At 66.8% G+C, this 23,994-nt stretch carries 27 protein-coding genes and 1 tRNA gene; 17 read left to right on the top strand and 11 right to left on the bottom strand.

What is annotated here, in order from left to right; genetic code table 11:
• The first annotated feature begins 4 nt into the window (after positions 1-4).
• Genes ACV7GQ_RS12750 through ACV7GQ_RS12740 form a run of 3 tightly spaced genes read left to right on the top strand, consistent with a single transcriptional unit; the run spans position 5 to position 2,791 of the window.
• Entirely contained in the window at positions 5-532 is a 528-nt protein-coding gene (locus ACV7GQ_RS12750) for a cytochrome c oxidase subunit II (protein WP_470310613.1), read from the top strand.
• Positions 532-2,220 carry a b(o/a)3-type cytochrome-c oxidase subunit 1 gene (locus ACV7GQ_RS12745; RefSeq protein WP_470310612.1) on the top strand — a complete coding sequence of 563 codons (1,689 nt, stop codon included), beginning with the start codon at positions 532-534 and terminating at the stop codon, positions 2,218-2,220. Before ACV7GQ_RS12750 ends, ACV7GQ_RS12745 begins: the two co-directional genes overlap by 1 nt.
• A gap of 22 nt (positions 2,221-2,242) precedes the next feature.
• On the top strand, positions 2,243-2,791 hold the full coding sequence (locus tag ACV7GQ_RS12740; RefSeq protein ID WP_470310611.1) for a hypothetical protein: 549 nt from the start codon (positions 2,243-2,245) through the stop codon (positions 2,789-2,791).
• Positions 2,792-2,815: 24 nt separating this feature from the next.
• Here ACV7GQ_RS12740 and ACV7GQ_RS12735 read toward each other — a convergent pair whose 3' ends face one another.
• A complete protein-coding gene (locus ACV7GQ_RS12735; RefSeq protein WP_470310610.1) occupies positions 2,816-4,459 on the bottom strand; it encodes an NADH-quinone oxidoreductase subunit D in 1,644 nt (547 codons plus the stop codon).
• 82 nt (positions 4,460-4,541) lie between these two features.
• Here ACV7GQ_RS12735 and ACV7GQ_RS12730 point away from each other — a divergent pair, with 82 nt between their 5' ends.
• The 5 genes from ACV7GQ_RS12730 (at position 4,542) to ACV7GQ_RS12710 (ending at position 8,141) form a co-directional block, all read left to right on the top strand.
• Positions 4,542-5,228: a helix-turn-helix domain-containing protein gene (locus ACV7GQ_RS12730; protein WP_470310609.1), complete on the top strand. Its 687-nt coding sequence runs from the start codon at positions 4,542-4,544 to the stop codon at positions 5,226-5,228.
• A 25-nt stretch (positions 5,229-5,253) separates the two neighbouring features.
• Positions 5,254-6,048 carry a lipoate--protein ligase family protein gene (locus ACV7GQ_RS12725; protein ID WP_470310608.1) on the top strand — a complete coding sequence of 265 codons (795 nt, stop codon included), beginning with the start codon at positions 5,254-5,256 and terminating at the stop codon, positions 6,046-6,048.
• Positions 6,049-6,095: 47 nt separating this feature from the next.
• On the top strand, positions 6,096-6,392 hold the full coding sequence (locus tag ACV7GQ_RS12720) for a hypothetical protein (RefSeq protein WP_470310607.1): 297 nt from the start codon (positions 6,096-6,098) through the stop codon (positions 6,390-6,392).
• 52 nt (positions 6,393-6,444) lie between these two features.
• Positions 6,445-7,278 carry a deoxyribonuclease IV gene (locus ACV7GQ_RS12715; RefSeq protein WP_470310606.1) on the top strand — a complete coding sequence of 278 codons (834 nt, stop codon included), beginning with the start codon at positions 6,445-6,447 and terminating at the stop codon, positions 7,276-7,278.
• Positions 7,279-7,397: 119 nt separating this feature from the next.
• Positions 7,398-8,141 carry a class I SAM-dependent methyltransferase gene (locus tag ACV7GQ_RS12710; RefSeq protein WP_470313165.1) on the top strand — a complete coding sequence of 248 codons (744 nt, stop codon included), beginning with the start codon at positions 7,398-7,400 and terminating at the stop codon, positions 8,139-8,141.
• On the opposite strand, the gene ACV7GQ_RS12705 is transcribed toward ACV7GQ_RS12710, so the two are convergent.
• From ACV7GQ_RS12705 to ACV7GQ_RS12695, 3 genes are read right to left on the bottom strand one after another with little or no spacing between them, the layout of a single operon-like run.
• On the bottom strand, positions 8,122-8,661 hold the full coding sequence (locus ACV7GQ_RS12705; RefSeq protein WP_470310605.1) for a DUF7965 family protein: 540 nt from the start codon (positions 8,659-8,661) through the stop codon (positions 8,122-8,124). The two genes, ACV7GQ_RS12710 and ACV7GQ_RS12705, sit on opposite strands and share 20 nt — an antisense overlap.
• On the bottom strand, positions 8,654-9,091 hold the full coding sequence (locus ACV7GQ_RS12700; protein WP_470310604.1) for a CopD family protein: 438 nt from the start codon (positions 9,089-9,091) through the stop codon (positions 8,654-8,656). The genes ACV7GQ_RS12705 and ACV7GQ_RS12700 overlap by 8 nt, the downstream gene beginning before the upstream one ends.
• A 41-nt stretch (positions 9,092-9,132) precedes the next feature.
• Positions 9,133-9,783: a DUF7095 family protein gene (locus ACV7GQ_RS12695; protein ID WP_470313164.1), complete on the bottom strand. Its 651-nt coding sequence runs from the start codon at positions 9,781-9,783 to the stop codon at positions 9,133-9,135.
• A 121-nt stretch (positions 9,784-9,904) separates the two neighbouring features.
• On the opposite strand from ACV7GQ_RS12695, the gene ACV7GQ_RS12690 reads away from it, so the two are divergent.
• Positions 9,905-10,936, top strand: a complete 1,032-nt coding sequence (locus tag ACV7GQ_RS12690; RefSeq protein ID WP_470310603.1) for a DUF2332 domain-containing protein — start codon at positions 9,905-9,907, stop codon at positions 10,934-10,936.
• A 62-nt stretch (positions 10,937-10,998) separates the two neighbouring features.
• Entirely contained in the window at positions 10,999-11,697 is a 699-nt protein-coding gene (locus tag ACV7GQ_RS12685) for an alpha/beta hydrolase (protein ID WP_470310602.1), read from the top strand.
• 1 nt (position 11,698) lies between these two features.
• On the opposite strand, the gene ACV7GQ_RS12680 is transcribed toward ACV7GQ_RS12685, so the two are convergent.
• Positions 11,699-12,166, bottom strand: a complete 468-nt coding sequence (locus ACV7GQ_RS12680; protein WP_470310601.1) for a DUF4442 domain-containing protein — start codon at positions 12,164-12,166, stop codon at positions 11,699-11,701.
• A 112-nt stretch (positions 12,167-12,278) separates the two neighbouring features.
• Here ACV7GQ_RS12680 and ncsA point away from each other — a divergent pair, with 112 nt between their 5' ends.
• The 3 genes from ncsA (at position 12,279) to ACV7GQ_RS12665 (ending at position 14,534) form a co-directional block, all read left to right on the top strand.
• Positions 12,279-13,274, top strand: a complete 996-nt coding sequence (gene ncsA / locus ACV7GQ_RS12675; protein WP_470310600.1) for a tRNA 2-thiolation protein NcsA — start codon at positions 12,279-12,281, stop codon at positions 13,272-13,274.
• Between the two features lie 182 nt (positions 13,275-13,456).
• Positions 13,457-14,194 (top strand): DUF4397 domain-containing protein, encoded by a 738-nt coding sequence (locus ACV7GQ_RS12670; RefSeq protein WP_470310599.1) that lies wholly within the window; start codon positions 13,457-13,459, stop codon positions 14,192-14,194.
• A gap of 61 nt (positions 14,195-14,255) precedes the next feature.
• A complete protein-coding gene (locus ACV7GQ_RS12665; RefSeq protein ID WP_470310598.1) occupies positions 14,256-14,534 on the top strand; it encodes an ArsR/SmtB family transcription factor in 279 nt (92 codons plus the stop codon).
• 80 nt (positions 14,535-14,614) lie between these two features.
• On the opposite strand, the gene ftsZ is transcribed toward ACV7GQ_RS12665, so the two are convergent.
• The 4 genes from ftsZ to ACV7GQ_RS12645 all read right to left on the bottom strand — a co-directional run bounded on the left by ftsZ (position 14,615) and on the right by ACV7GQ_RS12645 (position 17,182).
• Positions 14,615-15,844: a cell division protein FtsZ gene (gene ftsZ, locus ACV7GQ_RS12660; protein WP_470310597.1), complete on the bottom strand. Its 1,230-nt coding sequence runs from the start codon at positions 15,842-15,844 to the stop codon at positions 14,615-14,617.
• Positions 15,845-15,846: 2 nt separating this feature from the next.
• The gene (locus ACV7GQ_RS12655; protein ID WP_166968393.1) at positions 15,847-16,035 is read right to left on the bottom strand and encodes a ribbon-helix-helix domain-containing protein; all 189 of its coding nucleotides are present in this window, start codon (positions 16,033-16,035) and stop codon (positions 15,847-15,849) included.
• Between the two features lie 216 nt (positions 16,036-16,251).
• On the bottom strand, positions 16,252-16,881 hold the full coding sequence (locus ACV7GQ_RS12650) for a double zinc ribbon domain-containing protein (protein WP_470313163.1): 630 nt from the start codon (positions 16,879-16,881) through the stop codon (positions 16,252-16,254).
• A gap of 82 nt (positions 16,882-16,963) precedes the next feature.
• Positions 16,964-17,182: a hypothetical protein gene (locus tag ACV7GQ_RS12645; RefSeq protein ID WP_470310596.1), complete on the bottom strand. Its 219-nt coding sequence runs from the start codon at positions 17,180-17,182 to the stop codon at positions 16,964-16,966.
• A 177-nt stretch (positions 17,183-17,359) separates the two neighbouring features.
• On the opposite strand from ACV7GQ_RS12645, the gene ACV7GQ_RS12640 reads away from it, so the two are divergent.
• Positions 17,360-18,628 (top strand): RNA-guided endonuclease InsQ/TnpB family protein, encoded by a 1,269-nt coding sequence (locus ACV7GQ_RS12640; RefSeq protein WP_470310595.1) that lies wholly within the window; start codon positions 17,360-17,362, stop codon positions 18,626-18,628.
• A gap of 137 nt (positions 18,629-18,765) precedes the next feature.
• Positions 18,766-18,839: transfer RNA gene (locus ACV7GQ_RS12635), tRNA-Tyr, on the top strand.
• A gap of 125 nt (positions 18,840-18,964) precedes the next feature.
• On the opposite strand, the gene ACV7GQ_RS12630 is transcribed toward ACV7GQ_RS12635, so the two are convergent.
• The gene (locus ACV7GQ_RS12630) at positions 18,965-20,146 is read right to left on the bottom strand and encodes a pyridoxal-phosphate-dependent aminotransferase family protein (protein ID WP_470310594.1); all 1,182 of its coding nucleotides are present in this window, start codon (positions 20,144-20,146) and stop codon (positions 18,965-18,967) included.
• Between the two features lie 583 nt (positions 20,147-20,729).
• On the opposite strand from ACV7GQ_RS12630, the gene ACV7GQ_RS12625 reads away from it, so the two are divergent.
• Complete coding sequence (locus ACV7GQ_RS12625) at positions 20,730-21,719, top strand: aldo/keto reductase (RefSeq protein WP_470310593.1); 990 nt, start codon at positions 20,730-20,732, stop codon at positions 21,717-21,719.
• A 202-nt stretch (positions 21,720-21,921) separates the two neighbouring features.
• Here the strand turns inward: ACV7GQ_RS12625 and ACV7GQ_RS12620 are convergent, their stop codons facing one another.
• Positions 21,922-22,986 carry a succinylglutamate desuccinylase/aspartoacylase family protein gene (locus ACV7GQ_RS12620; RefSeq protein ID WP_470310592.1) on the bottom strand — a complete coding sequence of 355 codons (1,065 nt, stop codon included), beginning with the start codon at positions 22,984-22,986 and terminating at the stop codon, positions 21,922-21,924.
• Between the two features lie 165 nt (positions 22,987-23,151).
• On the opposite strand from ACV7GQ_RS12620, the gene ACV7GQ_RS12615 reads away from it, so the two are divergent.
• Positions 23,152-23,910: a YihY/virulence factor BrkB family protein gene (locus ACV7GQ_RS12615; protein ID WP_470310591.1), complete on the top strand. Its 759-nt coding sequence runs from the start codon at positions 23,152-23,154 to the stop codon at positions 23,908-23,910.
• Positions 23,911-23,994: the final 84 nt, after the last annotated feature.

The following is a 23,994-nucleotide window of genomic DNA, read 5'->3' as shown; positions in this document are numbered from 1 at the left end:
CACCATGCAGGTCCACAACTTCGAGAAAGTCTGGCTCGGTGCAGCGTTGCTCCTCATCGTCGGGTTCATCGCGACCATCTCGTACGGCACGGTCGGGGCCGGCATCGCGATGGTCGACGACTCGGGGGGACAGATAGACCCGCAGGCGGTCCAGAGCGGCGAGACGGGGACCGCCTTCGACGACCCCGGCGTCGTCAAGGCCAACGAGAGCCACTACGTCGTCTACGTGGTGGCCCAGCAGTTCCAGTTCGTCCCGGGGAGCGGTGACAACCCCATCCGGATTCCGGCCGACACGCGGGTCACGTTCAAGGTGACCAGCGCCGACGTGATGCACGGGTTCGCCATCACCGGGACGAACATCAACACGATGGTCATCCCGGGACAGGTCGCCGAGGTCACGGCCCGCTTCGACGAGACCGGGACCTACGGTCTGGTCTGTCACGAGTACTGTGGCGCGGGCCACCACACGATGGGTGGCTCCGTCGAAGTGGTGCCCAAATCGCAGTACAACGCAACGGAGGTGACCAACTGATGGTGTTCGTCGACGAGTACCCGAAGACGTCGAAACTCGTCCGCAGCGAGTTCATCGTCGCGTTCGTCGCACTGGGCATCGGTGCCCTCTTCGGCATCGTGCAGGCGCTCCACCGCACCGGCATGTTCCGCGGGGTCGTCAGTTCGGCGGACTACTACACGCTCCTGACGGGCCACGGCGTCCTGCTGGCGCTGGTGTTCACGACGTTCTTCATCGCCGGCCTGTTCGCGTGGGGCGTCGCCAACAGCCTCGAACGCGAACTGCCACAGCGCACCGCGTGGTCGGCGTTCTGGCTGATGCTGACCGGGACGGTGCTGGCGGCCGTCGCTATCCTCGGCGGCGTCCTCGGCGCGCCCTCGGTCTTCGGCCACGACCTCGAGGCGGACGTGCTGTTCACGTTCTACGCGCCGATGAAGGCCCACCCGGCGTTCTACGTGGGCGCGGCGCTCATCATCGTCGGCTCCTGGATCGCGGGGCTGGCGTACTTCCAGTCGCTGTGGGCGTGGCGCTCGGAGCACCCCGACGAGCGCATCCCGCTGAAGACGTTCATGATCGTGACGACGATGCTGATGTGGTACATCTCCACCATCGGCGTCGCCGTCGAGGTCGTCGTCTTCCTCATCCCGTGGTCGCTGGGGCTCATCAGCCAGGTCGACCCGCTGCTGACCCGGACGCTGTTCTGGTACTTCGGCCACCCCGTCGTCTACTTCTGGCTGATGCCCGCGTACCTCGTCTGGTACACCATCCTGCCGAAACTGGCCGGCGGGCGGCTGTTCAGCGACCCGCTGGCCCGCGTCGTGTTCGTCCTCTTCCTCCTGCTGTCGACGCCCGTCGGCTTCCACCACCAGTACGTCGACCCGGGCATCCCGGAGGGGTTCAAGTTCATCGCGATGACGAACACGATGTTCCTCCTGCTGCCGTCGCTGCTGACCGCGTTCACCGTCGTCGCGAGCGTCGAACACGGCGCCCGCCAGCGCGGCGGTGAAGGCTACTTCGGCTGGCTCCGGAGCCTCCCGTGGGGGAACCCGGCCTTCGCGGGCTGTATGCTCGCCGGCCTGATGTTCGCCGCCGGCGGCTTCTCGGGAATGATCAACGCCGGGATGAACATCAACTACCTCATCCACAACACGCTGTGGGTGCCCGGCCACTTCCACCTCACCGTCGGCACCGCCTTCGCCCTGACGGCGATGGCGATCAGCTACTGGCTGGTGCCACAGATCACGGGCAAGCAGCTCCAGCGCCGCTCGGTCGCCATCGCACAGCCCTACGTCTGGTTCGTGGGCATGGCGCTGATGTCCAACGCGATGCACCGGGCCGGCCTCGCCGGCATCCCGCGACGGACCGCGGAGCCGACCTACGACGAATTTGCCTTCGACGGACTCGTCGGCACCGTCGCCGAGATGCGCCTCCAGATAGCCATCGGCGGCCTCCTGCTGTTCCTCGGGGCCGTGATGTTCCTCGCCGTAATGGCCGAGACGTGGCTGGCCCACCGCGGCGGTCGGCTGTCGGTCAACAGCGAGTTCCCGGCGCCGCTCTCCGGGGCCGAACACAGCCCGCGCATCCTCGACAACTACAAGCTCTGGACGGCCATCGCGCTGGTGCTCATCGTCATCGCGTACGGCCCGCCGCTGGCGGCGATGCTCGCCGACGGCATCACCATGCCCGGCAGTCCCCCGATACCGGTCTGAGGTTCCACTCCACCACTTCACCATGTTAGACGACGTCGACGGGCCGGAGCAGACGAGTTGGGTACGGATACTCATCATCCTCGCCATCGGTATCCCGATACTCATCGAGGTGGTGACCTTCGGCGGGCTGCTGGGTCACTACGTCGCCGGCGGCGGTGGCGACGGCGGCGCGGCGGCGACGCCGACGCCCGACGTCGAGGGTGCGACGGCCGGCGACGAGATACTCGCGGAGACCGCCGCCGTCGAACGCGTCGACAGCGCCTCGGTCGTCACCGGCAACGACGGCTGGCAGTTCACGCTCTCGGTGGCCGTCGACAACGCCGGGAACAGCACCTACGAACTCCGGCTCGGGACGGCGACGACGCGGGCGGGCCGGACCGTCGAGGGGAACGACGCCACGACGGGCCGACTCGCGCCCAGCGAGTCGGGGTCGGTCACCGGGTCGTGGATGCTCCCGAAGGGTCAGCGCCCGGCCAGCGTCGTCGTCACCGTCGTGACCACGCCGCCCGACGGCACCCCCTCGGCCCGGCAGTACACCGTCGCCATCGGGGACGTCCCGGTCTCCTCGTGACGCCGCGTCGGCGTCGACGCCGGCCTACCGGTCGACGTCGCCCATGATGGGGTCTAAGCTCCCGATGGTCGCCACCAGGTCCGGGATGTACTCGCCCCTGGCCATCTCGGGGAGCGTCTGGACGTGCGAGAACGAGGGGCCGCGGATCTTGAAACGGGCCGGTGTGTCGGTGCCATCCGAGCGCATGTAGATGCCGAGTTCGCCCTTCGCGGACTCGACGGCCCGGTAGATCTCGGTGTCCGGGTCGGGCCGAATCGTGCGGGGGACGTTGGCCTGTATCTCCCGGTCGTCCGCGGGCCACTCCTCCAGCAGGTCGACGCACTGCTCGATTATCTTCGCGGACTCCTCGACCTCGCGCAGCCGGACGAGCAGGCGCGAGAAGTTGTCGCCGCCGTCTTCGGTGACGACCGACCAGTCGAGTTCGTCGTAGTAGCCGTACGGGTCGTCTCGCCGGAGGTCGTAGTCGACGCCGGAGCCACGGGCGACCGGCCCGGTACAGCCGTACGCCTTGGCCGTCTCCGGCGAGAGGTAGCCCGTGTCGACCGTCCGCATCTGGATGATTTCGTTGCTCGTCAGCATGTCGTGGTACTCGCCGAGCTTCTCGGGGAGGCCGTCGAGGAACTCGCGGATGTTCTCGAAGAAGGCCTCGCGGGGCTCGGGGAGGTCCCACGCGACGCCCCCCAGTCGGAAGTAGTTGAACATCAACCGCTGACCAGTCAGGTCCTCGAGGATGTCCTGGACGATCTCGCGGTCCCGGATGCCCCACTGGAAGACGGCGGTGAACTCGCTGACCACGTCCAGCGCGTAGGTGGCGACGGCCAGCATATGGCCGAGGATGCGGGAGAACTCTCCGCACATCGTCCGGACGACCTGTGCGTACTCGGGGACCTCGATGTCGACGAAGTCCTCGGCCGCGCGGGCGTAGGCCCACTCGTTCAGGAGGCCGGCGCCGCTCCAGTCCCAGCGGTCTGGGTAGGGCATTATCTGGTGGCGGTAGGTCTTGGACTGACACATCTGCTCCTCGCAGCGGTGGATGAAGCCGATGTCCGGGTCGATGGCGGCGACCTCCTCGCCGTCGAGTTCGACGTTGAGGTGGAGGACGCCGTGGGTCGAGGGGTGGTGTGGCCCCATGTTGAGGTGCATCCGGTCGGGGCCGGTACGCTCGTCCTCGAGGAGGCGCTGGTGCTCGCGGAAGGTGACGATCTGGGGCTGGCTCTGGTCGTAGTCCCGCGAGAGCGGGTGGCCCTGCCACGTCTCGGGGAGGAGGATGCGTCGCAGGTCCGGGTGGTCCTCGTAGTGGATGCCGACGAGGTCGTAGGCCTCGCGTTCGTGCCACGCCGCCGTCGGGTACACCGGCGCCGCGGACTCGCTGGTCGGGTCGTCGCTCGTCGTCGGCACCACGACGGAGAGTTCCCGCGTCGGGTCGTCGTAGCTCCGCAGGTGGTAGATGGTCTCGTAGCGGTCGGCGTACTCCTGGGCGCTGACGCAGGCGCAGTGGTCCAGACCGGCCTCGGTCTTCAGCGTCGAGAGGACGGCCTGTACCTCGTCGGCGCGGACGACCACTGCCGGCGCGTTCAGGTGCCGTTCCTCGTCGACGACGTACTCGCGTATCGGCGCGAGGCGGTCGTCGTGGGTCTCCTGGGTGGCACCCGCGACTGTCTGGGACATACTGTCTCTGTCGGTGCCCGGCCCCCTCGTCGTACTGCCTCGACGGCGAGGCACCTTTATATTCGGCCCGGGAACGACCGGTGTGAAGTACGTCAGGCTCTCGCTCTCGATGGCGCCCGAGGTACGCCACCCGATGCACCAGTTCGTCGTCGACCACGAGGGGTACGACGCCAGCTACCTGCTGCGCGCCAACGAGGTCGGCGCAGACGTCCAGACGCTCCTCTTCCACGTCGACGGCCACCCGCCGGACCCGTACCGGGCGGCGCTTGACGCCACAGACAACGTCCTCGAGTACGCCATCTCGACGTGCCCGGACGACACTTTCTACCTCTACGTCAGGGACCGTCCCTCCGACACCGGCGGCGAACTCGTCGAGGCGCTCACGACGGCGGGGCTGGTCGTCGTCTCCCCCATCGCCTACCGGTCGGACGGCACCATGGCCCTCACGCTCGTCGGCCCCGGCGGGACGGTCCAGCGGGCGGTCGAGGCCGTCCCCGACGGCGTCGGCGTCGATGTCCGCGAGGTGGGCGAGTACGACAGCCGTCGGTTCGAGTCCGCCGCGGCCCTGACCGACCGGCAGTTCGCGGCCGTCGCCGCCGCCGTCGACTGCGGCTACTACGACGACCCGCGGGCGGGGACCACCGCGGACGTGGCCGACAGACTGGACTGTGCACCCGGGACCGCCGCCGAACACCTCCGCAAGGCCGAGGCTCGCGTGATGACCCGACTCGTCGACGAGCGCGACGGGCCGGCGGCCCGCAACCCATAACGCCACCCCCGACCTACTGTGGACGATGGCACTCTCCGACCTTGAGTGGCGCGTCGTCGGCGAGGAGTCACACGACGGGCCGACGACGATGGCGCTCGAAGAGATAGCCGCCGAGACGGCGGCCGACGGCGGGCCAGCGACGGTCCGGGTGTACACGTGGCCGGACACGCTCTCGCTGGGCTACAACCAGGACCCGGCCAGCATCGACTGGGCGTTCTGTGAACGCGAGGGGATCAGCGTCACCCGCCGGCCCACCGGCGGCGGCGCGATCTACCACGACCACCACGCCGACCTCTCCTACGGCATCGTCGCGCCGGCCGACGCCGTGCCCGGAGACCTGATGGACTGCTACGAACTGTTCTGCGAACCGATTCTGGAGGCCTTCGAGCGGCTGGGCGTCGACGCCGAGTTCGTCGACAGCGAACGCGAGGCGGTTCACCAACCGGCCTGTTACCTCCGGGCGCTCCACCCCGCCCACGACGTCGTCGGCCCCGACGGCCGCAAACTCGCCGGCAACGCCCAGTACCGCCAGAGGGACGCGGTCATCCAGCACGGCTCGCTGTCGGTGTCGACCCGGCCCGAACGCCACTGTGGCTGTTTCGCCGGCGAGCCCGACCCCGACGCCTTCCGCGAGCGCGTGGGCGCCATCGACGAGTACGTCGAGCTCGACCGCGAGACCGTCGTCGAGACGCTTCGTACGACGCTGGCGGAGTGGGTCGACGCCGACGAGGGCGGGTGGACCGACGACGAACGCGCTCGCGCACGCGAGCGCGCGGACTCGAAGTACGCGAGCGACGAGTGGGTCCGCCGGTCGCCGTGACCGCGCCCACCACGACTGTTTATTCCGGTCGGGGGTGAACGGCCGCTATGGTCCCCTCCCCATCGGACGGCGACGACACCGCCGCCGAGAGCGTACCCACGCAGCGTTCCGACGCCGAACTGTACCGCATCGTCCGGCTCGCGACCGAGGACGCGATCCTGGGCGCCATCGGCACGCTACTGCTGTCGGGCGTGGGCGTCGTCCTGTTTCTGGTCGGCGGGAGTGCCTTCCTCGGCGCCGACGGGTTCGGTGCGATGGTCCTGGCGGCGGCGGTCGCCCTCGGCGGGCTCTACCTCACGGCCGCCACGCTGGGCGTGATTCCGCCGGCTCGCGACTGGTTCTGACGGCGCTGCCCACTCCGAAACCGCTTTTGTCGGGCAACCCTCACCGCTGTCCATGGTACGAGTCGGTGCACACACCTCCATCGCTGGTGGCGCGTACAACGCCGTCGACGAGCAAGTCGAGTACGGCGGCAACTGCGGCCAGATATTCTCGCACTCCCCACAGGTCTGGCAGGACCCCAACATCGAGGACGACGAGGCCGCGAAGTTCCGCGAACTGAGCGACGACCACGGCGTCGGTCCGTGGGTCATCCACTCGTCGTATCTGGTCAACCTCTGTACGCCCAAAGAGGACCTCCGCGAGAAGTCCCGCGACTCCATGCAGAAGGAGGTCGACGCCGCCGCGAAGCTGGACATCGAGTACGTCAACGTCCACCTGGGCGCCCACACCGGCGCCGGCGTCGACGGCGGCCTCGACAACGCCGCGAGCGTGCTGGACGACCTCGACGTCCCGGACGGCGTGACGGTCCTCGTCGAGTCCGACGCCGGGAGCGGGACGAAGCTGGGCGGCCAGTTCGAGCACCTGGCGACGGTCCGGGAGCGGACCGACCAGGACATCGAGTTCTGTCTGGACACCGCCCACATGTTCGCCGCGGGCTACGACCTCTCGACGCCCGAGGGCGTCGACGAGACCTTCGCCGAGTTCGACGACGTGGTCGGGCTGGAGGACCTCGCGTGTGTCCACCTCAACGACTCCAAACACGCCTGCGGGACGAACAAGGACGAACACGCTCACATCGGCGAGGGCGAGATCGGCGAGGCCGGGATGCGCGCGTTCGTCAACCACGACGCTGTCGAGGACGTCCCCCTCGTCCTGGAGACGCCCACGGAGAACGGCAAGAGCTTCGAGTGGAACATCCAGCGGGTCCGAGAGCTACGCGCGGATTAGTTGCCTACGTGGGAACGTAGCGCGCCGACCCACCAACCGCGAACTTTTTGCCGCCGAGTCGACTGTCTCCGATAGTGCGCAGGTTCTCAGCCGACTACCTCGACGCCACCCGAACGGGGATGTGGGCCGACTCTCGCGAGGCGCTCGCGGACCTCGACCTGCCGGACTGTGACCGGGTGTTGGACGTCGGCTGTGGCACCGGGGAACTCACGCGCGTCCTCCGCGAGGAGACGGGCGGGACCGTCGTCGGCCTCGACGCCGACGCGGCCCTCCTCGCGTCCGTGCCAGGGCCGACCGTGCAGGGCGACGCCACCCGACTCCCCTTCGCCGACGACGCGTTCGACCTCGTTGTCTGTCAGGCGCTGCTCATCAACCTCCCCGACCCCGAGACGGCGGTCCGGGAGTTTGACCGCGTCGCCAGCGACCGGGTCGCGGCCGTCGAACCCGACAACGGCGCCGTCACCGTCGACTCGACGGTCGACAGCGAACCCCGGCTCGCGCGGCGGGCCAGACGGTACTTCCTGGACGGCGTCGAGACCGACGTCACGCTCGGGGCTGGAGCCGCCGACGTCTTCGAGTCGGCGGGGCTGGACGTGGTCTCGACGCGCCGGTACGACCAGCGGCGAACCGTCGAGCCACCGTACGACGAGGCCGCGGTCCGGGCCGCCCAGCGCAAGGCCACGGGCGAGGGGCTGGCGACCGACCGCGAGACCATCCTCGACGGCGAGACGACCCCCGAGGAGTACGACGCGCTGCGCCAGCGCTGGCGGGAGATGGGCCGCTCGGTCGTCGCGCAGATGCAGGACGAGCGCTACGAGCGCAGCGAGACCGTCCCGTTCTTCGTCACGGTCGGTCGGGTGTAGGCGCGCCCGCGTCCTCACGTGGCGCCGGCGTGTCCGGCAGGATACCGCCCGCGATGCGGTACAGCGCCAGGTCGACGGCACCGAACAGGAGACCGACCAGACTCCCGACCACCGCGGCGACGGCACCGCCGATGAGGCCGACGAGGACCGCCGACAGCGGTTCGATGCCGCCAGTGAGGAGGCTCGGGCCGACGGCGACGACGAGGACACCGAGGAGGAAGACGATGCCGGCGACGCTCCCGGCGGCCACACCCCGCGGGATTAGCGTTCCGAGCGGGGCGTCCAGTCCGGCGTCCGACAGCACCCAGCGGACCGCGAGGACGAACAGCGCCCAGAGGTAGCAGAACAGGGCGACCCCGAGGAGGGTGTCGAGGCCCGAGAGCAGGTCCGCCAGCGCGCCGGCGGCGTGGACCGGGAGGAGCGCCGCCAGGACGAACAGCGCGACGTCGAACGTCGCAAGCGCCCACGTGGTGAGCGAGAGCGCCGCGCCGGCGTCGTTCCCGGGGTCGCCCTCATCCATGGGCCAGCACCTCCGCGAGGACGACGAGGACGAGCAGTACCCCGGCCGTCGCGCCGTAGGCACGGCCGAGCGTCCGCCCCAGTGCGGCGGTCCGCTCGTCGGTAAGGCGGCGGTCGTCGGCCCGGACGACGACGAGGGTCCGCACTGCCGACCCGACGACGAGCGCGAGGACGAGTGCGAGTTTCACGAACAGGGTCCGGCCCCAGTCGGTCGCGGGGCCCGGGGGACCGAGGCTCCCGAGGTTGCCGACGCCGGTGAGGACGACGACGCCGACGGCGCTCCAGAACAGCCACTCGTAGCGGCGGGCGGCGGCGATGCCGTCTGTGACGCCACTGCGGTAGCCGTACCAGAGAGCGGCGGTGCTACCGACGACGACCGTTATCGCGAGGACGTGGAGGGTCCGAATCAGGAGGGAGACCAGTTGGGCCATCGGTCGAGATACGACGGCCGATACAAAATAGCTGGGTCGGGCTACACCACGTCGCCCCGGACCGTCGCCCCCTCCTGGCGCTCGCGGTACGCCCGCACCGCGTCCGCGGCCGTGTCGGCCTCGTCGGCGTCCAGCCCCAGCATCTCCAGCGCGCCCGACAGCGTCGGCAGGACGAACTCGCCGTCGCGCAACTTCTGGAAGGCGTCCTCGGAGCGCTGGCCGTCGACCCAGAGACACGCCCCGCGCGGGTCCAGAATCTGCTCGTAGTCGTCTCTGGCCATCGCCCCCTTCAGGCGCTGGGTGACGTTGTCGTCGAAGGAGGCGTTACACACCTCGAGGTGGATGGGTTCGTCCTCGTCGTCCGGCAGGAGGTGGGCGGCGAGGCACTTCTCCGGGGCGGCGTGGCCGTTCGTGTTGGCCCGGAGGTACTCCGGGTACTCGTCGGCCCACGCCGCTCGCACCGTCTTGCCGACGCCGTCGACGCCGTGGCTCCGCTGGAACTCCTCGGCCCGTTCGGGGGCGTCCTTGAACAGGATGTCCTTCGTGACGTAGACGTCCAGTCGCTCGATGGGGTCCAGTCCCAGCGCCACGTCGCCGTACACCCACACCTCGCGGACCGGGACCGGCATCGTCTCGTCCTCGACGGTGGCGACGACGTCTTCGACCCGTTCGACGGCCGCCGCGCGGTCCATACTCATCGCCAGTAGGTAGCGGGTGGGCGGGCAAATCGCTGACGCTCCGGACCCGACCGCTCGTTCCGGAAGAGACCCGCACGAACAAAAGGTTGAATTGTCAGGCGACAGACTGGTCCGTATGCCCGCTCTCACCGACGCCTTCCGGTCGTTCGCCGACTGGGCGGACGGCTCGGACCCGCTGTACGCCCACCTCGCCCGCTGGGTCGCCGCCGACGCCGACCCGGACCTGCTCGCGCTGGTCGAGTCGGCCCCCGAGGACCGCGCGCCCGCGAACCTCCTGTTGGCTGCGGTCCACTACCGCCTCGCGCGGCGACCCGACCACCCGCTGGCCGCCTACTACCCGAGTCTCACCGACGACCCACGCGCACCCGACGACGACTGCTACCCCGCGTTCCGGGCGTTCTGTCTCGACCACGCCGACGCCATCCGACCACTCCTCCGGACCCGTCGGACACAGACCAACTCCGTCCGACGGTCGGCCGTCCTCTACCCGGCTCTCGCCCACGTCGCGGCGCGGGTCGACGGCCCGCTCGCCGTGGTCGAACTCGGGCCGAGCGCCGGGCTGAACCTCCTGTTCGACCGCTACCGGTACGACTACGGTGACCGCGTCGTCGGCGCGGCCGACTCGCCGGTCACGATAGCGAGCGAGGTACGCGGCGGCGACCCGCCGCTCCCGGCGGCCCCGCCCGCCGTCCACTCGCGGGTCGGGGTCGACCTGAACCCGCTGGACGTGACCGACGACGCCGACGCGGACTGGCTCCGGGCGCTGGTCTGGCCCGCCCACGAGGACCGGCGGGCCGTCCTCGACGCCGCGCTCACCGTCGCCCGCACGGACCCGCCACGGCTGGTCACGGGCGACTTGCTGGAGGACCTGCCCACCGTCCTCGACGGGATACCCGAGGACGTGCCGGTCTGTGTCGTCAACACGCTCGTCCTGTATCAGGTCCCCGAGGCGGTCTGTGCGGACCTGGCGGAGTATCTCACCGAGCAGATGGCTCGCCGGCCGCTCCACTGGCTCACCGGCGAGACGGACCTCACCGGCGGTGACTCGGTGCGACTCGACTGGGTCCGGGCCGAGGGGGACGGCGTCACACGGACGCGTCTGGCCGACTACGACCCCCACGGCGCGTGGATCGACTGGCGAGCGTAGGCACCGCCACCCGTGTCCCACGGGCATGTGCGTTTTTGCCGTCCCCGGCTGAACGGAGTGGCATGCAGGTCCGCGTCTACGACGATGGGGCCGAGGACGACTGCCTGTTCGTCCTCGGGTGGGGGAACCGCTGTCACCACGAGAACGTCCAGTGGCTCGTCGACCGCGTCGCCGAACGCTATCGCGTCCACGCCGTCGAACTACCGACCCACATCACGGACGTCCAGCGCGAGTGGGTCGACCCCGTCCGCGAGTACGCCGCCGAGTTGGACGAGTTCGCGGTGCTGGCCCACAGCGCCGGCGGGTTGACGACGGCCCACGCCGACCTCGAGGGCGTCACGAACCGCGTGTACCTGAGTCCGTGGTGGGCCAGCGACTTGCCCCTGCCCGACCCGGTGGTCGACGCCATCGCGAGCCTTCCCGTGCGCACGCCGTGCATCCCGACCGGCAACATCGAGGCCGAGACCATCGGTGACCTCGCGACCGACGCCCAGCTGGCCGACGGCCCCGACGCCGCCTCGCCCGCGTTCCTGCGGACGACGCGGCGGGCCCACGCCACCCTGCCGCCCGCCCGCGAGAACGCCGTTGCGTTCTGTACGCTCACCGACGAGGTGGTCGACCCGCGGGCCATCGGCGCGCGACTGCCAGCCGACCGCATCCGTCTGTACGACGGCGGCCACGAACTGTTCAGTTCGAGCGCGAGAGCGCGACACCTCGACACCGTTCTCGATGCCCTCGCCGCGGGGCCGTCGGCGCTCTAACTCAGGCCCGCTTACCCTCGTCGGTGCTGACGTGGACCGTTTTCTCGATGACGGCGTGGACGACGCCCTCGTCGTCGACCAGTTCGACCTCGTACTCCCTGTCGACCGAATCTTGATCTTCAAGGGCCTCCTCGACGGCGCTGACTTCCTCATCGGACACCTCGAAGGTGGCGTACAGCGTCTCTTTGGCCGGCTTGCGGAACTGGATGGACGCCGCCTTGTCCCAGACGACGTACGAATCGTCCAGTCGGCGCATGAGCATTATCATGTAGAACGGGTCGACGGCGCTGTACAGGCTCCCACCGAAGATGGTCCCGACGACGTTTCTGGTCCGCCACGACAGCGGGAGTCGCACGCGTACCTCCGACCAGTCCGCCTCGATGTGTGTCACCCGGCCGCCAGTACCCAGATACGCGGGATAGAGGTTGAACACGACCCGCTCCAGCCGTGTCCGCCACGATTCGCTCATTACACGTCACACGTGGTCGGACGCGTATGACCATTTCCATCGGGAAACAACTCCAATGAGGTTTCAAGCCGAGACGAAACCCTCACCACCGCTCGCACGAATAGCCGAACCAATGGAGTGTGACAAGTGCGGTGACGACGCGGTGCTGCACGCGGCCTACTCTGGACTCTACCTCTGTGAGGACCACCTCTGTCGCGCCGTCGAGAAGCGCGTCCGACGGCGCATCCGCGAGGACGGACTGGTCCCGGACGACGCCACACCCGAGGCCCCAGAGACGTGGGTCATCGGCCTCTCGGGCGGGAAAGACAGCGTCGTCCTCACGGAGATTCTCCACGACGTGTTCGAGCAGGACCCCCGGATCGAACTCGTCGCGCTCTCTATCCACGAGGGCATCGAGGGGTACCGCGACAAGAGCCTGGAGGCCTGCGAGGAGCTGACCGCCGAGCTGGGCATCCGTCACGAGGTGGTCTCCTACGCTGACGAGTTCGACGTGCGGATGGACGATGTCGTCGAGAAGGATCCCGAGGGCATGGCCGCCTGTGCGTACTGTGGCGTGTTCCGCCGGGACGTCCTCTCGCGGTACGCCGAGGAACTGGACGCCGACAAACTGCTGACCGGGCACAACCTCGACGACGAGGCCGAGACGGCGCTGATGAACTTCCTCGAGGGCGACGTCGACCAGATGGCCAAACACTTCGACGCCTCGCTGGGGCCGTTCGCGGACCACGACGGAGCGCCGACCGAGCAGACGCGCGAAGCACAGGACCACCACGTCCCGCGGGCGAAGCCGCTCCGGGATGTCCCCGAGAAGGAGGTCGCGCTGTACGCCCGCTTCCGTGACCTGCCGGCCCACATCACCGAGTGCCCCCACGCCGAGGAGGCCTATCGCGGCGAGATCCAGGAGCTGATGCTCGGGCTGGAGGAGAACCACCCCGGCACGCGCCACTCAATCATGGCCGGCTACGAGAAACTCGCGGCGCTGGCGGCCGACGCCTACGGCGGCGCGGACAGCGAGAGAGAGTTCGGCGAGTGCGAGCAGTGTGGGGCACCCACGGCCCGGGATCTGTGTCGGAAGTGCAACCTGCTGGACGCGCTGGAAGCGGTCTGATCGAACCGGCGCGAACTGATTCGTGGCTAAGTTGTGTCTAACGCCGGTCGGACTGGTGCCTGATTTGTGTCCGATTCGTGTCCGATTGCTGTACGAGTCGTGGACGACTCGTGGCAGTTCTCGGTCGGAATCCGGCAATCGCTCTTGTATCGGTAATCCTCGGTTTCTGATGGTGTATCCACATGACACCTGACCGCCGCGACGTGTTGCGAGGTATCGCTGCCGCCGGAACCGCATCCGCCGTCGGGACCGGCGTCGCCAGCGCTCACGACGATGACGACGACTCTGAGGACGCTCTCCTCCGGGTCGTTCACGCGTCTCCCGACGCGCCCAAGGTGGATGTCTACGTCGAGGGCAATCGAGTGTTGAAGGCTGTCGAGTACGGCACCATCACGGAGTATCTCCGAGTCGCACCCGGCGAATACGAGGTGAAAATAACTGCTGCCGGCGACCGGGACGCCGTCGTCTTTGAGGACGACCTGGAGCTCGGGGACGACGACGAGTACACCGTCGTCGCAACCGGCGAACTGAGCGACGACGAGTTCGAGGTGCTCGTCTTCGAAGACGACCGCAGCATCCGCCGGAACCGGGCCCGCGTTCGGGTTATCCACGCCTCGCCAGACGCCCCCGACGTGGACGTGACGGTCGGTGACGGCGACACCGTCCTCGTAGAGGACCTTGAGTTCGGCGAGGAAAGCGACTACGTGACCGTCAAGCCGGGGCGGTACGAACTCGAAGTCCGCCCGGCCAGTTCGAAGAACAACAACCCCTTCGACGCGGAGTTCACCGTCAGACTCCGACCGGGCCGCGTGTACACCGTCGTCGCAACTGGGTTCTTCATGCCAGACAAGGCAGCGAAGTACAGGGTCTTCACCCTGCTGGCGGCCGTCGACGTCCGCCGGAGCGACGACGACCACTGAGCCGGCTTACCGACCACTACGGAGCGTATACTAACGAGGGATGCCACCGTCGATGCGGACGATGGAGACAGTGCTCTGGCAGGTCCTCGCTGGTACCGAGGGTGGGCCAAACAGGGTCCGGATTCTCCGGGCCCTCGAGGAACGACCGCGGAACCGACACCGCCTCGCCGAGACGCTCTCGCTCAACTACAAGACCGTCGAACACCACCTCGACGTACTCTCGAGACACGGACTGGTCGAACACTCCGACTCGGACTACGGCGCGGTCTACTTCACGACGGAGGCGGCCCGCGAACACTGGTCGGTGATCGAACGAATCGACGAGTCGCTCGATACCTGAGAGACGGCGCTCGGTCGGCCGTGTCGGCCACCGACGCCGCCGCTCGTCGAACCTGAAAACGGAGAAGGCGAGGTCGAACGTTACTCGTTCGTCCGGATGACGTCGAGCCCGTTGTTCTTCTCGCGCTGGTCGCGGCCGCCGTCGGTCTCGCCGTAGCCGGTGTGGCCGCCGGAGCTGTTGCCGCCGGCGCTGGCCCCGTCGAAGCTCTCGACGTTGTCGGAGGCGTCGAAGGAGGTGTCGTCGCCGACCTCCTGGATGGCCTCGCGGGACTTGTTAGCCTGCTTCTGGGTGGTCGGCCCGAGCACCTGTGCGGACTGGACGCCGGTCATGATGGCCATGACGCGGACCTTGCCCTTGTACTCCTCCTGAATCCGGGCGCCCCAGATGACGTTCGCCGAGGCCTCGAGGCGCTCGGTGATGTTCTGGGCGATGCCCTCCGCCTCCTTCAGGGTGAGGTCCGGGCCGCCGGTGATGTGGACCAGGCCACCGCTGGCACCGCGGTAGTCCACGTCCAGCAGCGGGTGGTTCATCGCGTCCTTGACGACCTCTTCGGTCTTGTTCTTGTCCTGGGTCTCACCCACGAGCATCACCGCGACCCCGCCCTGGTTCATGATGGAGGTCATGTCGGCGTAGTCGAGGTTGATGAGGCTCGGTTGGGTGATGGTCTCGGAGATGCCCTTGACCGTCTCGGCGATGATCTGGTCCATCACCGAGAACGCCTTGCCGATGGGCAGGTTCGGGACGTAGTCCAGCAGGCGGTTGTTGTCCAGCACGATGATGGAGTCGGCCTCGTTGCGGAGCTTCTCCAGCCCCTCTTCGGCCTTCACCGTGCGGGCCCGCTCGACGTTGAACGGCGTCGACACCATGCCGACGACGATGGCGCCCTGTTCCTTCGCGATCTTCGAGACGACGGGGGCGGCACCGGTACCGGTCCCGCCACCCATCCCGGCGGTGACGAACACGAGGTCGGCGTCGCCGAGTACCTCCTTGATGGTCCCCTGTGCCATCTCGGTGGCGCGTTCGCCCATCGACGGGTCACCACCGGCACCGAGGCCGTTGGTGAGGGATTTGCCGACAAGGATCTTCGTGTCGGCCTCGATCATCTTCAGGTGCTGCTTGTCCGTGTTGATGGCCACGGTGTCGGCACCTTCGACGCCGATGTTGTAGAGCCGGTTGACTGTGTTGTTCCCGGCACCGCCACAGCCGACGATGACGATACGGGGGTCACCGAACCCGTCGACGTCCTCGTCGGACAGTTGCTTCTGTTCCTGCTCGTCGCGTTCGAGGGCCTCGTTGACGATATCCTGCATCGTTATGCCCTCGCCCAGGTTCGCTTGCGCTTGCCCTTCTCGGAGGCACGCTCGGAACCGTCCTGTTCTGCGAGCATCTCACGGACGGCCGACCGGATCGCCTCGCTCCGATTGGGGTACTCCCCCGTCTCGACCATCTGTTCGACCTCTTCGATCTGCTGCTTCGGAATCCGTAGTGTCACACGCTCCATGGTTGGTAGTCCCCTTTGGGTAAGACGGTCCGAGCGGGGCGTGTTTACGACCCGCACGACCGTTTACACAGCGAAACCGCCAGACGGTGGCGGGGATGCCACCCCGACGCCCGCTGTGTAAGACGACCGTCTTACGCACAAGGTACCACAGACTGGGGGATATTAAAACTACCGCCGAGTGTATGACAAAACTCCGTTTACGGGTGTAGGAGCCTTCTACCGCTCGTTTGCACCGCTTCTCGTCTGATCGAGGACGTCGGCCGCCGGCGTCCGTCGCCCACAGCTCGGGCAGAAGCCCCAGTCCGACCGGAGTTCGTCCCCGCAGTCACAGAACACGCGGCGGGACGCCTTCTCACCGCAGTTCGGGCAGTAAACGTGGTCGGGGGACAGGTTTTCGCCACATTGGGCGCACGGCCGGGCCTCCGTTTTCGTCGTGTTTTCGGGCTCGTCGCCACCTGTCTTACGACCGTCGCGCCCGTGTGACACGCCCTCCGACACGTCGTTAGACACGCCGTCTGACGAGGTCGCCGAATCGGCCTGTTCGGCGGATACAGCGTCTGTGTCGCCGTCGAGGTTGATGTTTACGTTGACGTCCTGTGGCTGGCGGCGCGGGGTCGCCGTCTCCAGCCGGTCGGCGATGATGGTGTCGACACGCTCCGCGATGAGTTCGTCGATGCTCTCGGTGTCTGTCACCGGAGATGCATCGGTCGAGCGGCTGTCAGACGACTCCGTGTCGCCGTCGAGGTACGCTCGGAGCGCCTCCCGCATGACCTCGCTCTTCGAGGCGTCGTAGGCCTCGAGTCGCTCGATGAGGTCGTCGTCAGCGCGGAACGTTATCTTGCTCATCCGACTCGTCATACACGTTGTCACCCGGGTATTTCAATCTTCCCGCTGTGTCTGACGGACGTCTGCCGGTGTGTGGGCAGACTCACTCGCGGGGGTCGAACCCGGTGCTCCACGAGTCACCACAGTTCGGACAGTCGATGCGATAGGTGTTCGACCGCAGGAAGTGTGACTCCTCCTCGACGGCGAACTCGCCTGCGTCGCGAGCACACGAGACGTGGAACCCCTCGCGGCAGTGGTCACACGTCACCGACTGTAGCTCGTTGGTCAGCGGCTCGCCACAGTAGGGACAGTCGGTGAGCACGTGTGCGTGCAGCTACAACGAGCGGTGGTTTATATGTTACAGAATATCGTGGAGAAAGCCCACGACTTCAGTCATGGGATGAATCCGACGGCCCTGAATCTTTCCGCACACAGTGGACGGCTGGATATTCTACGGGTAGAACGAGCGTTTATGTAAGATGAAATACTATCCTTACGTGTGCCGAATCAAGTCATCACACGGACACTCAAAGCGAGTATTCCGAATCACTCGCGGGTCCGTGATGAACTTGATTCGCATGGCTTTGCCGCGTCGAAATTGTGGAATGTCGGCCGGTGGACAATATCTCGTGTCTGGGACGCTATCGGACATATTCCTGATGCCGACGAACTCTGTTCGTATCTGAAAAATCACGACCGCTACGCGGACTTGCACTCTCAGTCCAGTCAACGAGTTCTTCAGGAACTCGGTGAAGCGTTCACATCGTGGTACAAACAGGATAACCCGGATGCGAATCCACCCGGCTACCGCAAAGATGGCGACGAACACCCACGCTCGACGGTAACGTGGAAAAACTATGGCTTCAAACTCGACACCCAGTACAACCGTGTCCGCCTCTCAAAAGGCGCGAATATGAAGCCGTCGCGCTACGCTGCCGACTACATCCTCTGTGAATACTCCTTGCAAACGGATGAGAAAACCCTCGAAGCTGTCGAAAACGTCCAGACGGTCCGGGCTGTCTGGACTGGTGACAAGTGGGAACTACACTTCGTCTGTAAGTTGCGGGTTGAGACAGCTGAATCACCCGGCGAGAAAACCGCAGGACTTGACCTGGGTATCTGCAACACGGCAGCTGTCTCAGTTGGTGATGAAACATTGTTATATCCGGGCAATGCGCTAAAGGAGGACGCCCACTACTTCCGCCAACAAGAATACGACACAGAAGGCGAAATCGGTCCAAGTAACCATGCAGAGTGGGCACGACGGAAGAAGTCCCGGCGACAGACTCACTTCCTACATGCTCTCTCAAAAGATATTGTTGAACAGTGTGTTGAGAGAGGTGTCGGTGCGATAGCAGTCGGACACCCAAAGAACATCCGCGAGGATGAGGACTGGGGCAGACATGGCAACAAGCGGTTGCACGACTGGGCGTTCGAGACGCTTCTCAGTCACATCGAGTACAAAGCCGAAGAACGCGGGATTAATGTGGAGCGTGTCGATGAGGCCGCATTGAAGACATCGAAAACATGCTGTGTGTGTGGACTGGAAACCGACTCGAATCGTGTCGAGCGTGGATTGTACGTCTGTGAGGACTGTGAACTGGTCGCCAATAGTGACCTGAACGCGGCAGAGAACATGCGAGCGACGGTAACTCCGAGTCCTGAGAAGGATAGGAGTAACGGCTGCTTGGCACAGCCATCGGTGCGCCTGTTCGACAAATCGACGGGGAGAGTAGCCCCACAAGAACAGGTGACCCGCGAACCATAATATCCCAACGCGGGAATCCCACGGCTTCAGCCATGGGAGGATGTCAAGTGTTACGTGGCCAATCGTGTGACTGCCCCGCGAACGACCACCGAATAACAATCCTTAAGTCCAGACGGCGGGGTAATTTCGGGTACAGCCCGCCCTTAGCTCAGACTGGTAGAGCAGTCGACTGTAGATCGACTTGTCCCCCGTTCAAATCGGGGAGGGCGGACTACTTCTCACACCGCTTGTGAACGAGCCCAGCGACCGAAAAAGAGCGTCGCGGCTCGTCCGACGCGGAGGCCGGACTCCCTTCTCGCTCGACGTGTGACCGGAAACGGCAGGTGGGCTGTAGGCCTACAGCGCGTCGCTGGTCGCGGCCAGGCCGGCCTCGACGTCGACGTCGGCGCCCTGCTCGCGGAGCGCGTCGCCCAGCGCGGTCATGAGGTAGCTGACGTTCTTCGCGCGAGCGGAGTGGCCCATACAGCCGATGCGCCAGATGTCACCCTCCAGGGCGCCCAGCCCGCTCGCGATCTCGAGGTCGTACTCCTCGAGCAGCGACTCGATGACCGCCCCGTCGTCGACGCCGTCGGGGACCCGGACGGTGTTGAGGCTCGGGAGCCAGTACTCCTCGGGGGCGTTCATCTCCAGACCCATCGCCTCGACACCGGCCTTCAACGCGCCCGCGACCGAGCGGTGCCGTGCCCACCGCTGTTCGATGCCCTCCTCGGCGACCAACCGGAGCGCCTCGCGCAGGGCGTAGACGTTGGTGATGGGGGCGGTGTGGTGGTAGGCTCGGTCGTCGCCCCAGTACCCCTCCAGCAAGGAGAGGTCGAGGTACCACGAGCGTGGCTGGGTCTCGCGCGAGAGCACCTTGTCCATCGCGTCGTCGTTGAGCGTCAGCGGACTCGCGCCCGGCGGACAGGAGAGACACTTCTGCGGGCCGGAGTAGGCCGCGTCGACGTCCCACTCGTCGGCGCGGAACTCCACGCCGCCCAGCGAGGTGACGGTGTCGGCGATGACCAGCGCGTCGTTCTCGTGGGCGATGCTGGTCAGCTCGGGCACCGACGGCTGGAGGACGCCGGTGCTCGTCTCCGCGTGGACGAAGCCGAACACGTCGGGACTGTGTTCGTCGAAGGCCGCCTCGACGTCGACGGGGTCCAGCGGTTCGCCCCACGGGGCGTCGACGGTGACCACGTCGCCGCCGGCGCGTTCGGCCATGCTGGCCATCCGGTCGCCGAAGTAGCCGTTCGTCGGGACGAGCATCGTGTCGCCGGGTTCGACGAGGTTGCCGACGGCGGCCTCCATCGACGCCGACCCGGTGCCCGAGACGGGAATCGTCCACTTGTTGTCCGTGCGGAACGTGTACCGCAGGAGCTCCTGGACCTCCTCCATGATGTCGATGAACGAGGGGTCCAGATGGCCGACGAGCGGCGTGCTCATCGCCCGTAACACCCGCGGGTGCACGTCGCTCGGACCGGGACCCATCAGTGTGCGGTTCGGCGGTGCCAACTCTCCGACGTCTGGTTTCTCTACCATGCTCGCTGAATACGGCCCAATTTCTATGAAGAATGTGGTTCGCGGCTACCCGGCCGTCGGCAGACATATCAGATTGCGTATTATCTGGTCTGTCGTATCAGGATAGTTGGGTATCTACCCGGCAGGCGGTGTGCGAGTGGTGTCGCTACAGCTACCCATCCGGGTGGGCAACGAGGCAGTGCAGGCGCCCGAGCCCGCCCCATCTCGAATTCGAGAACCACCAGACAGCGAACGGCCGAACGGCGTGAACTATCCTCGCTCTTTTTGACAGTGTGGGTCTAAAGATGGGTGTGGTCGTCGATGGGAGTCTTTGACAAAGCACGCACCGTTTCCCAACTCGGGGAGCGAACGAGACGTCCGTACATATGTATCGTATGTGAGGCGTCACTGGAAGTCCAGCACCACTCCTGTCCCGTCTGCGGTGGATACGACATCCGCCGGGCCAAGTGGGTCGAATAGCCCTCGGCGTCCACGCTGGCACGTCCCTGCCAACGCTATCGGGCTCTACGCCCTTTTTCGCTCGGTAGAGCGCTCGTGTGCCGCTTGCCACAGTCACAAGTGTCCCGAAAACGTACCGTCGGCCATGCACCGACGCCAACTCGGGACGACAGGCTACGACGTGACAGACGTCGGCTTCGGCACCTGGAACATCGGCGGCGACTGGGGCGACGTCGACGAGGAGGAGGGTCGGGCGGCCGTCCGGGCCGCCCTCGACGCCGGCATCGACTTCATCGACACCGCGGACGTCTACGGCGACGGCTTCAGCGAACAGCGCATCGCGGAGGTCCTCGACGAACGGGGCGTCCGCGACGAGGTGACAGTCGCGACGAAGGCCGGACGGCGGCTGGACCCCCACACCGCCGACCGCTACAACTACGAGAACCTCTCGCAGTTCGTCGACCGCTCGCGCGAGTACCTCGGCGTCGACACGCTGGAACTGGTCCAGCTCCACTGTCCGCCCACCGAGGCGTACTACCAGCCCGAGACGTTCGCGGCGCTGGACCGACTGAAAGACGAGGGGAAGATAGACCACTACGGCGTCAGCGTCGAGAAGGTCGAACAGGCGCTGAAGGCCATCGAGTACCCCGGCGTCGAGACGGTCCAGATTATCTTCAACATGTTCCGCCAGCGCCCCGCGGAACTGTTCTTCGAGGAGGCCAGTCGCCGTGACGTCGGCGTCATCGTCCGTGTGCCGCTGGCGTCGGGACTGCTGACCGGCAAGCTCTCGCGTGATACCGAGTTCCCCGAGAACGACCACCGGAACTTCAACATCGAGGGCGAGGCGTTCGACCGCGGCGAGACGTTCGCCGGCCTGCCCGTCGACGACGGGTTCGACGCCGTCGACGAACTCCGCGGCCACGTCCCCGAGCGGATGACGATGGCCCAGATGGCGCTCCGCTGGATCCTGGACCACGACGCGGTGTCGACGGTCATCCCCGGGTCGACGACCCCCGAGCACATCGAGGCCAACGCGGCCGTCAGCGAGATGGCCCCGCTCTCACACCAGACCCATGGGGCGGTGCGGGACATCTACGAGGAGTACGTCTTCGACGCCGTCCACCACCGCTGGTAACGAGACGAGTCAGTTTACGTATCGTTCTGTCTCTGGAAACACTGCGGCTGAAGAACCCCCGTTTCACTTCGAGATATATAGAAAGTTCCGGTCAAGTCTGGTGATTTACTTACTAATTCTGACTATATCTATCGCCACTTAGATACAAAATCTGATAGTTTGAGGAATCGGTAGTATCAGAATCCGAATAGCTGTCTGACGGTCAGTCCAGCGCCGGGCTCTCCCCGCGCCAGCGCAGGCCGCGCTGGCGGTAGCCGTCGAACTCGCCACGGTCGATCTCGGCGACGATCTCGTCGTGGGTCGTCTCGTCGATGCGTACGAGGTGACACAGCGGGTGGCCCGGTTGGGCGACGGGGTTCTCCAGTACGCCGACGAGGATGCCGGTGAAAGGCGCGGTGACGACGCGCTCCTCGTGCTTGAAGTGGTCGCTGATGGTACAGATGGTCTCCCCCTCCTGGACGAGCGGGTACGGTCCCCACTGCATCTCGACGAGGCCGCCGGTGTCCGCCCGGAGCCACGTCTTGTCGCCCTGGTCGGCGGGGACGGCCCGGTACCAGCCGGGCCAACTGACCGTCGCTTCCGGGTCGACGCCGAACTCCGCGAGGACGCTGGCGACGCCGTCCAGCGCCCGGTCGATGAGCGTCGGCTGGAACCGGTGGGCCTTCCCCATCTCGACGGTCACCGCCGGGATGCCGGCGTCCGTGGCGGTCCGGCGGAGCGACCCCGTCTCGCCGGGCCCGGCGATGATGACGTTCGCGCCGAACGCGCGGGCGAGCCGGTCGACCTCGGGCTTGCTCGTATCGGCCCGCGCGTGGTACATCGTCGTCCGGTTCCGCGTCGACGTGTGGAAGTCCAGCAGGAGGTCACACTGGTCGACGAACGTGTCGTAGATGCGGTTGGCCATCCGCTCGGCCGTGTTGCTCCGGGGCTTGCCCGGGAACGCACGGTTGAGGTCCTGGTCGTAGATGGGGATGTCCCGCGTCTGGGCCAGGTAGCCCGGCACGTTCAGGACGTGCAGACAGACGAGCGTCCCGTGGACCGCCGCCGGCGTGTAGCGGTCGGCTACCTCCTGTAACACTTTCACGCCGTTGAGCTCGTCGCCGTGGAGTGCGGCGGTCAGTCCGACCGTCGGCCCGTCGTGGTCGCCGTTGACGATGGTCACCGGAATCTCTATCGGGTCCCCGAGGTACGTCTCGCCCACCTCGTACCGGACGTGCCGCGTCTCGCCCGGCGGAACCTCGCCCTCGTACCGGAAGGTGTCTGCCATACCGCTCGTGATGGCGGCCCGCGACAAGATTGTCCCGGCCGCCGCGACCCGCGCTTGCCGACGCCTGCCGTCGACACTTTCCTGTCCCCGCCCACGTCGACGTATGCACGCTGTCTGGCTGTCGCATGGCGACGACTGGTGTCACGCGGCGCCACAGGAGCACCGATGAGCGTCGTCGAGACCGGTCGCGACGTCGTCGGGACCGTCCGCGAGGAGAACGTCCCGTTCATGGCCGCGAGCATCGCCTACTACGGCCTGGCGTCCATCGTGCCGTTGCTCGTCGTCTCGCTGGCGCTCCTCTCGGCCGTCGGCGGGACGACCACCCTGCTGGACCTGCTCCGGTCGACGCTGACCGAGCACTGGCAGGCGGTGTTCGAGCAGTTGCTGGAGAACACCCGTGGGCACAGCACCGCCGGGCTGGTCGGGCTGGCGGTCGCCGTCTGGAGCGGGAGCAAGGTGTTCCGCGGCCTCTGTATCGCGTTCACGGAGGTGTACGGGAGCGTCTCGACCGTCTCGCTCCCCGCCCGCGCCGGGCGGAGTCTGCTGGTCATGGGGTTGCTGCTCGCTGCGGTCGCGCTCCTCTCGGCGACCAGCGTCGTCCTCGCGTACGCCGACCTCCGGATACCTCATCCGCTGGTGGTGGGTGCGGCCGCCGCACTGGCGGTGCTCGTCGTCGCCTTCGTCCCGATCTACTACGTCCTCTCGCCGGTCGACACGACCGTCCGGCACGTGCTTCCCGGGACCGTCCTCGCCGCCGTCGGCTGGGTCACCATCCCGGTGGCCGTCCACTACTACGCCGGGGCGGTCGGCCAGTACGCGGCCTACGGCTACATCGGGGCGGTCCTCCTGTTCGTCACCGCGCTCTACCTCGCCGCCGTCGTGTTCCTCCTCGGCGTCGTGGTCAACGCGGCCGTCGACTGGTAGCGCTCGTCGGGCGCCCGGGCGTGCGACCGGGGAGCGCTCGCGACGGTCGCGAGCGGCGACGGGGCTCCGGGGCCCGGCCGCTGA

The sequence above is a fragment of the Haloarcula sp. MBLA0163 genome (assembly GCF_055632435.1).
Note: the sequence above shows the minus strand (reverse complement) of the source record. Positions and strands in the feature narration are given on the sequence as shown.

Coding starts and splice junctions, on each gene's coding strand:
- ACV7GQ_RS12750 (WP_470310613.1), top strand. CDS start 5: ATGCAGGTCCACAACTTCGAGAAAGTCTGGCTCGGTGCAGCGTTGCTC.
- ACV7GQ_RS12745 (WP_470310612.1), top strand. CDS start 532: ATGGTGTTCGTCGACGAGTACCCGAAGACGTCGAAACTCGTCCGCAGC.
- ACV7GQ_RS12740 (WP_470310611.1), top strand. CDS start 2,243: ATGTTAGACGACGTCGACGGGCCGGAGCAGACGAGTTGGGTACGGATA.
- ACV7GQ_RS12735 (WP_470310610.1), bottom strand. CDS start 4,459: ATGTCCCAGACAGTCGCGGGTGCCACCCAGGAGACCCACGACGACCGC.
- ACV7GQ_RS12725 (WP_470310608.1), top strand. CDS start 5,254: ATGGCACTCTCCGACCTTGAGTGGCGCGTCGTCGGCGAGGAGTCACAC.
- ACV7GQ_RS12720 (WP_470310607.1), top strand. CDS start 6,096: ATGGTCCCCTCCCCATCGGACGGCGACGACACCGCCGCCGAGAGCGTA.
- ACV7GQ_RS12715 (WP_470310606.1), top strand. CDS start 6,445: ATGGTACGAGTCGGTGCACACACCTCCATCGCTGGTGGCGCGTACAAC.
- ACV7GQ_RS12710 (WP_470313165.1), top strand. CDS start 7,398: ATGTGGGCCGACTCTCGCGAGGCGCTCGCGGACCTCGACCTGCCGGAC.
- ACV7GQ_RS12705 (WP_470310605.1), bottom strand. CDS start 8,661: ATGGATGAGGGCGACCCCGGGAACGACGCCGGCGCGGCGCTCTCGCTC.
- ACV7GQ_RS12700 (WP_470310604.1), bottom strand. CDS start 9,091: ATGGCCCAACTGGTCTCCCTCCTGATTCGGACCCTCCACGTCCTCGCG.
- ACV7GQ_RS12695 (WP_470313164.1), bottom strand. CDS start 9,783: ATGGACCGCGCGGCGGCCGTCGAACGGGTCGAAGACGTCGTCGCCACC.
- ACV7GQ_RS12690 (WP_470310603.1), top strand. CDS start 9,905: ATGCCCGCTCTCACCGACGCCTTCCGGTCGTTCGCCGACTGGGCGGAC.
- ACV7GQ_RS12685 (WP_470310602.1), top strand. CDS start 10,999: ATGCAGGTCCGCGTCTACGACGATGGGGCCGAGGACGACTGCCTGTTC.
- ACV7GQ_RS12680 (WP_470310601.1), bottom strand. CDS start 12,166: ATGAGCGAATCGTGGCGGACACGGCTGGAGCGGGTCGTGTTCAACCTC.
- ncsA (WP_470310600.1), top strand. CDS start 12,279: ATGGAGTGTGACAAGTGCGGTGACGACGCGGTGCTGCACGCGGCCTAC.
- ACV7GQ_RS12670 (WP_470310599.1), top strand. CDS start 13,457: ATGACACCTGACCGCCGCGACGTGTTGCGAGGTATCGCTGCCGCCGGA.
- ACV7GQ_RS12665 (WP_470310598.1), top strand. CDS start 14,256: ATGGAGACAGTGCTCTGGCAGGTCCTCGCTGGTACCGAGGGTGGGCCA.
- ftsZ (WP_470310597.1), bottom strand. CDS start 15,844: ATGCAGGATATCGTCAACGAGGCCCTCGAACGCGACGAGCAGGAACAG.
- ACV7GQ_RS12655 (WP_166968393.1), bottom strand. CDS start 16,035: ATGGAGCGTGTGACACTACGGATTCCGAAGCAGCAGATCGAAGAGGTC.
- ACV7GQ_RS12650 (WP_470313163.1), bottom strand. CDS start 16,881: ATGAGCAAGATAACGTTCCGCGCTGACGACGACCTCATCGAGCGACTC.
- ACV7GQ_RS12630 (WP_470310594.1), bottom strand. CDS start 20,146: ATGGTAGAGAAACCAGACGTCGGAGAGTTGGCACCGCCGAACCGCACA.
- ACV7GQ_RS12625 (WP_470310593.1), top strand. CDS start 20,730: ATGCACCGACGCCAACTCGGGACGACAGGCTACGACGTGACAGACGTC.
- ACV7GQ_RS12620 (WP_470310592.1), bottom strand. CDS start 22,986: ATGGCAGACACCTTCCGGTACGAGGGCGAGGTTCCGCCGGGCGAGACG.
- ACV7GQ_RS12615 (WP_470310591.1), top strand. CDS start 23,152: ATGAGCGTCGTCGAGACCGGTCGCGACGTCGTCGGGACCGTCCGCGAG.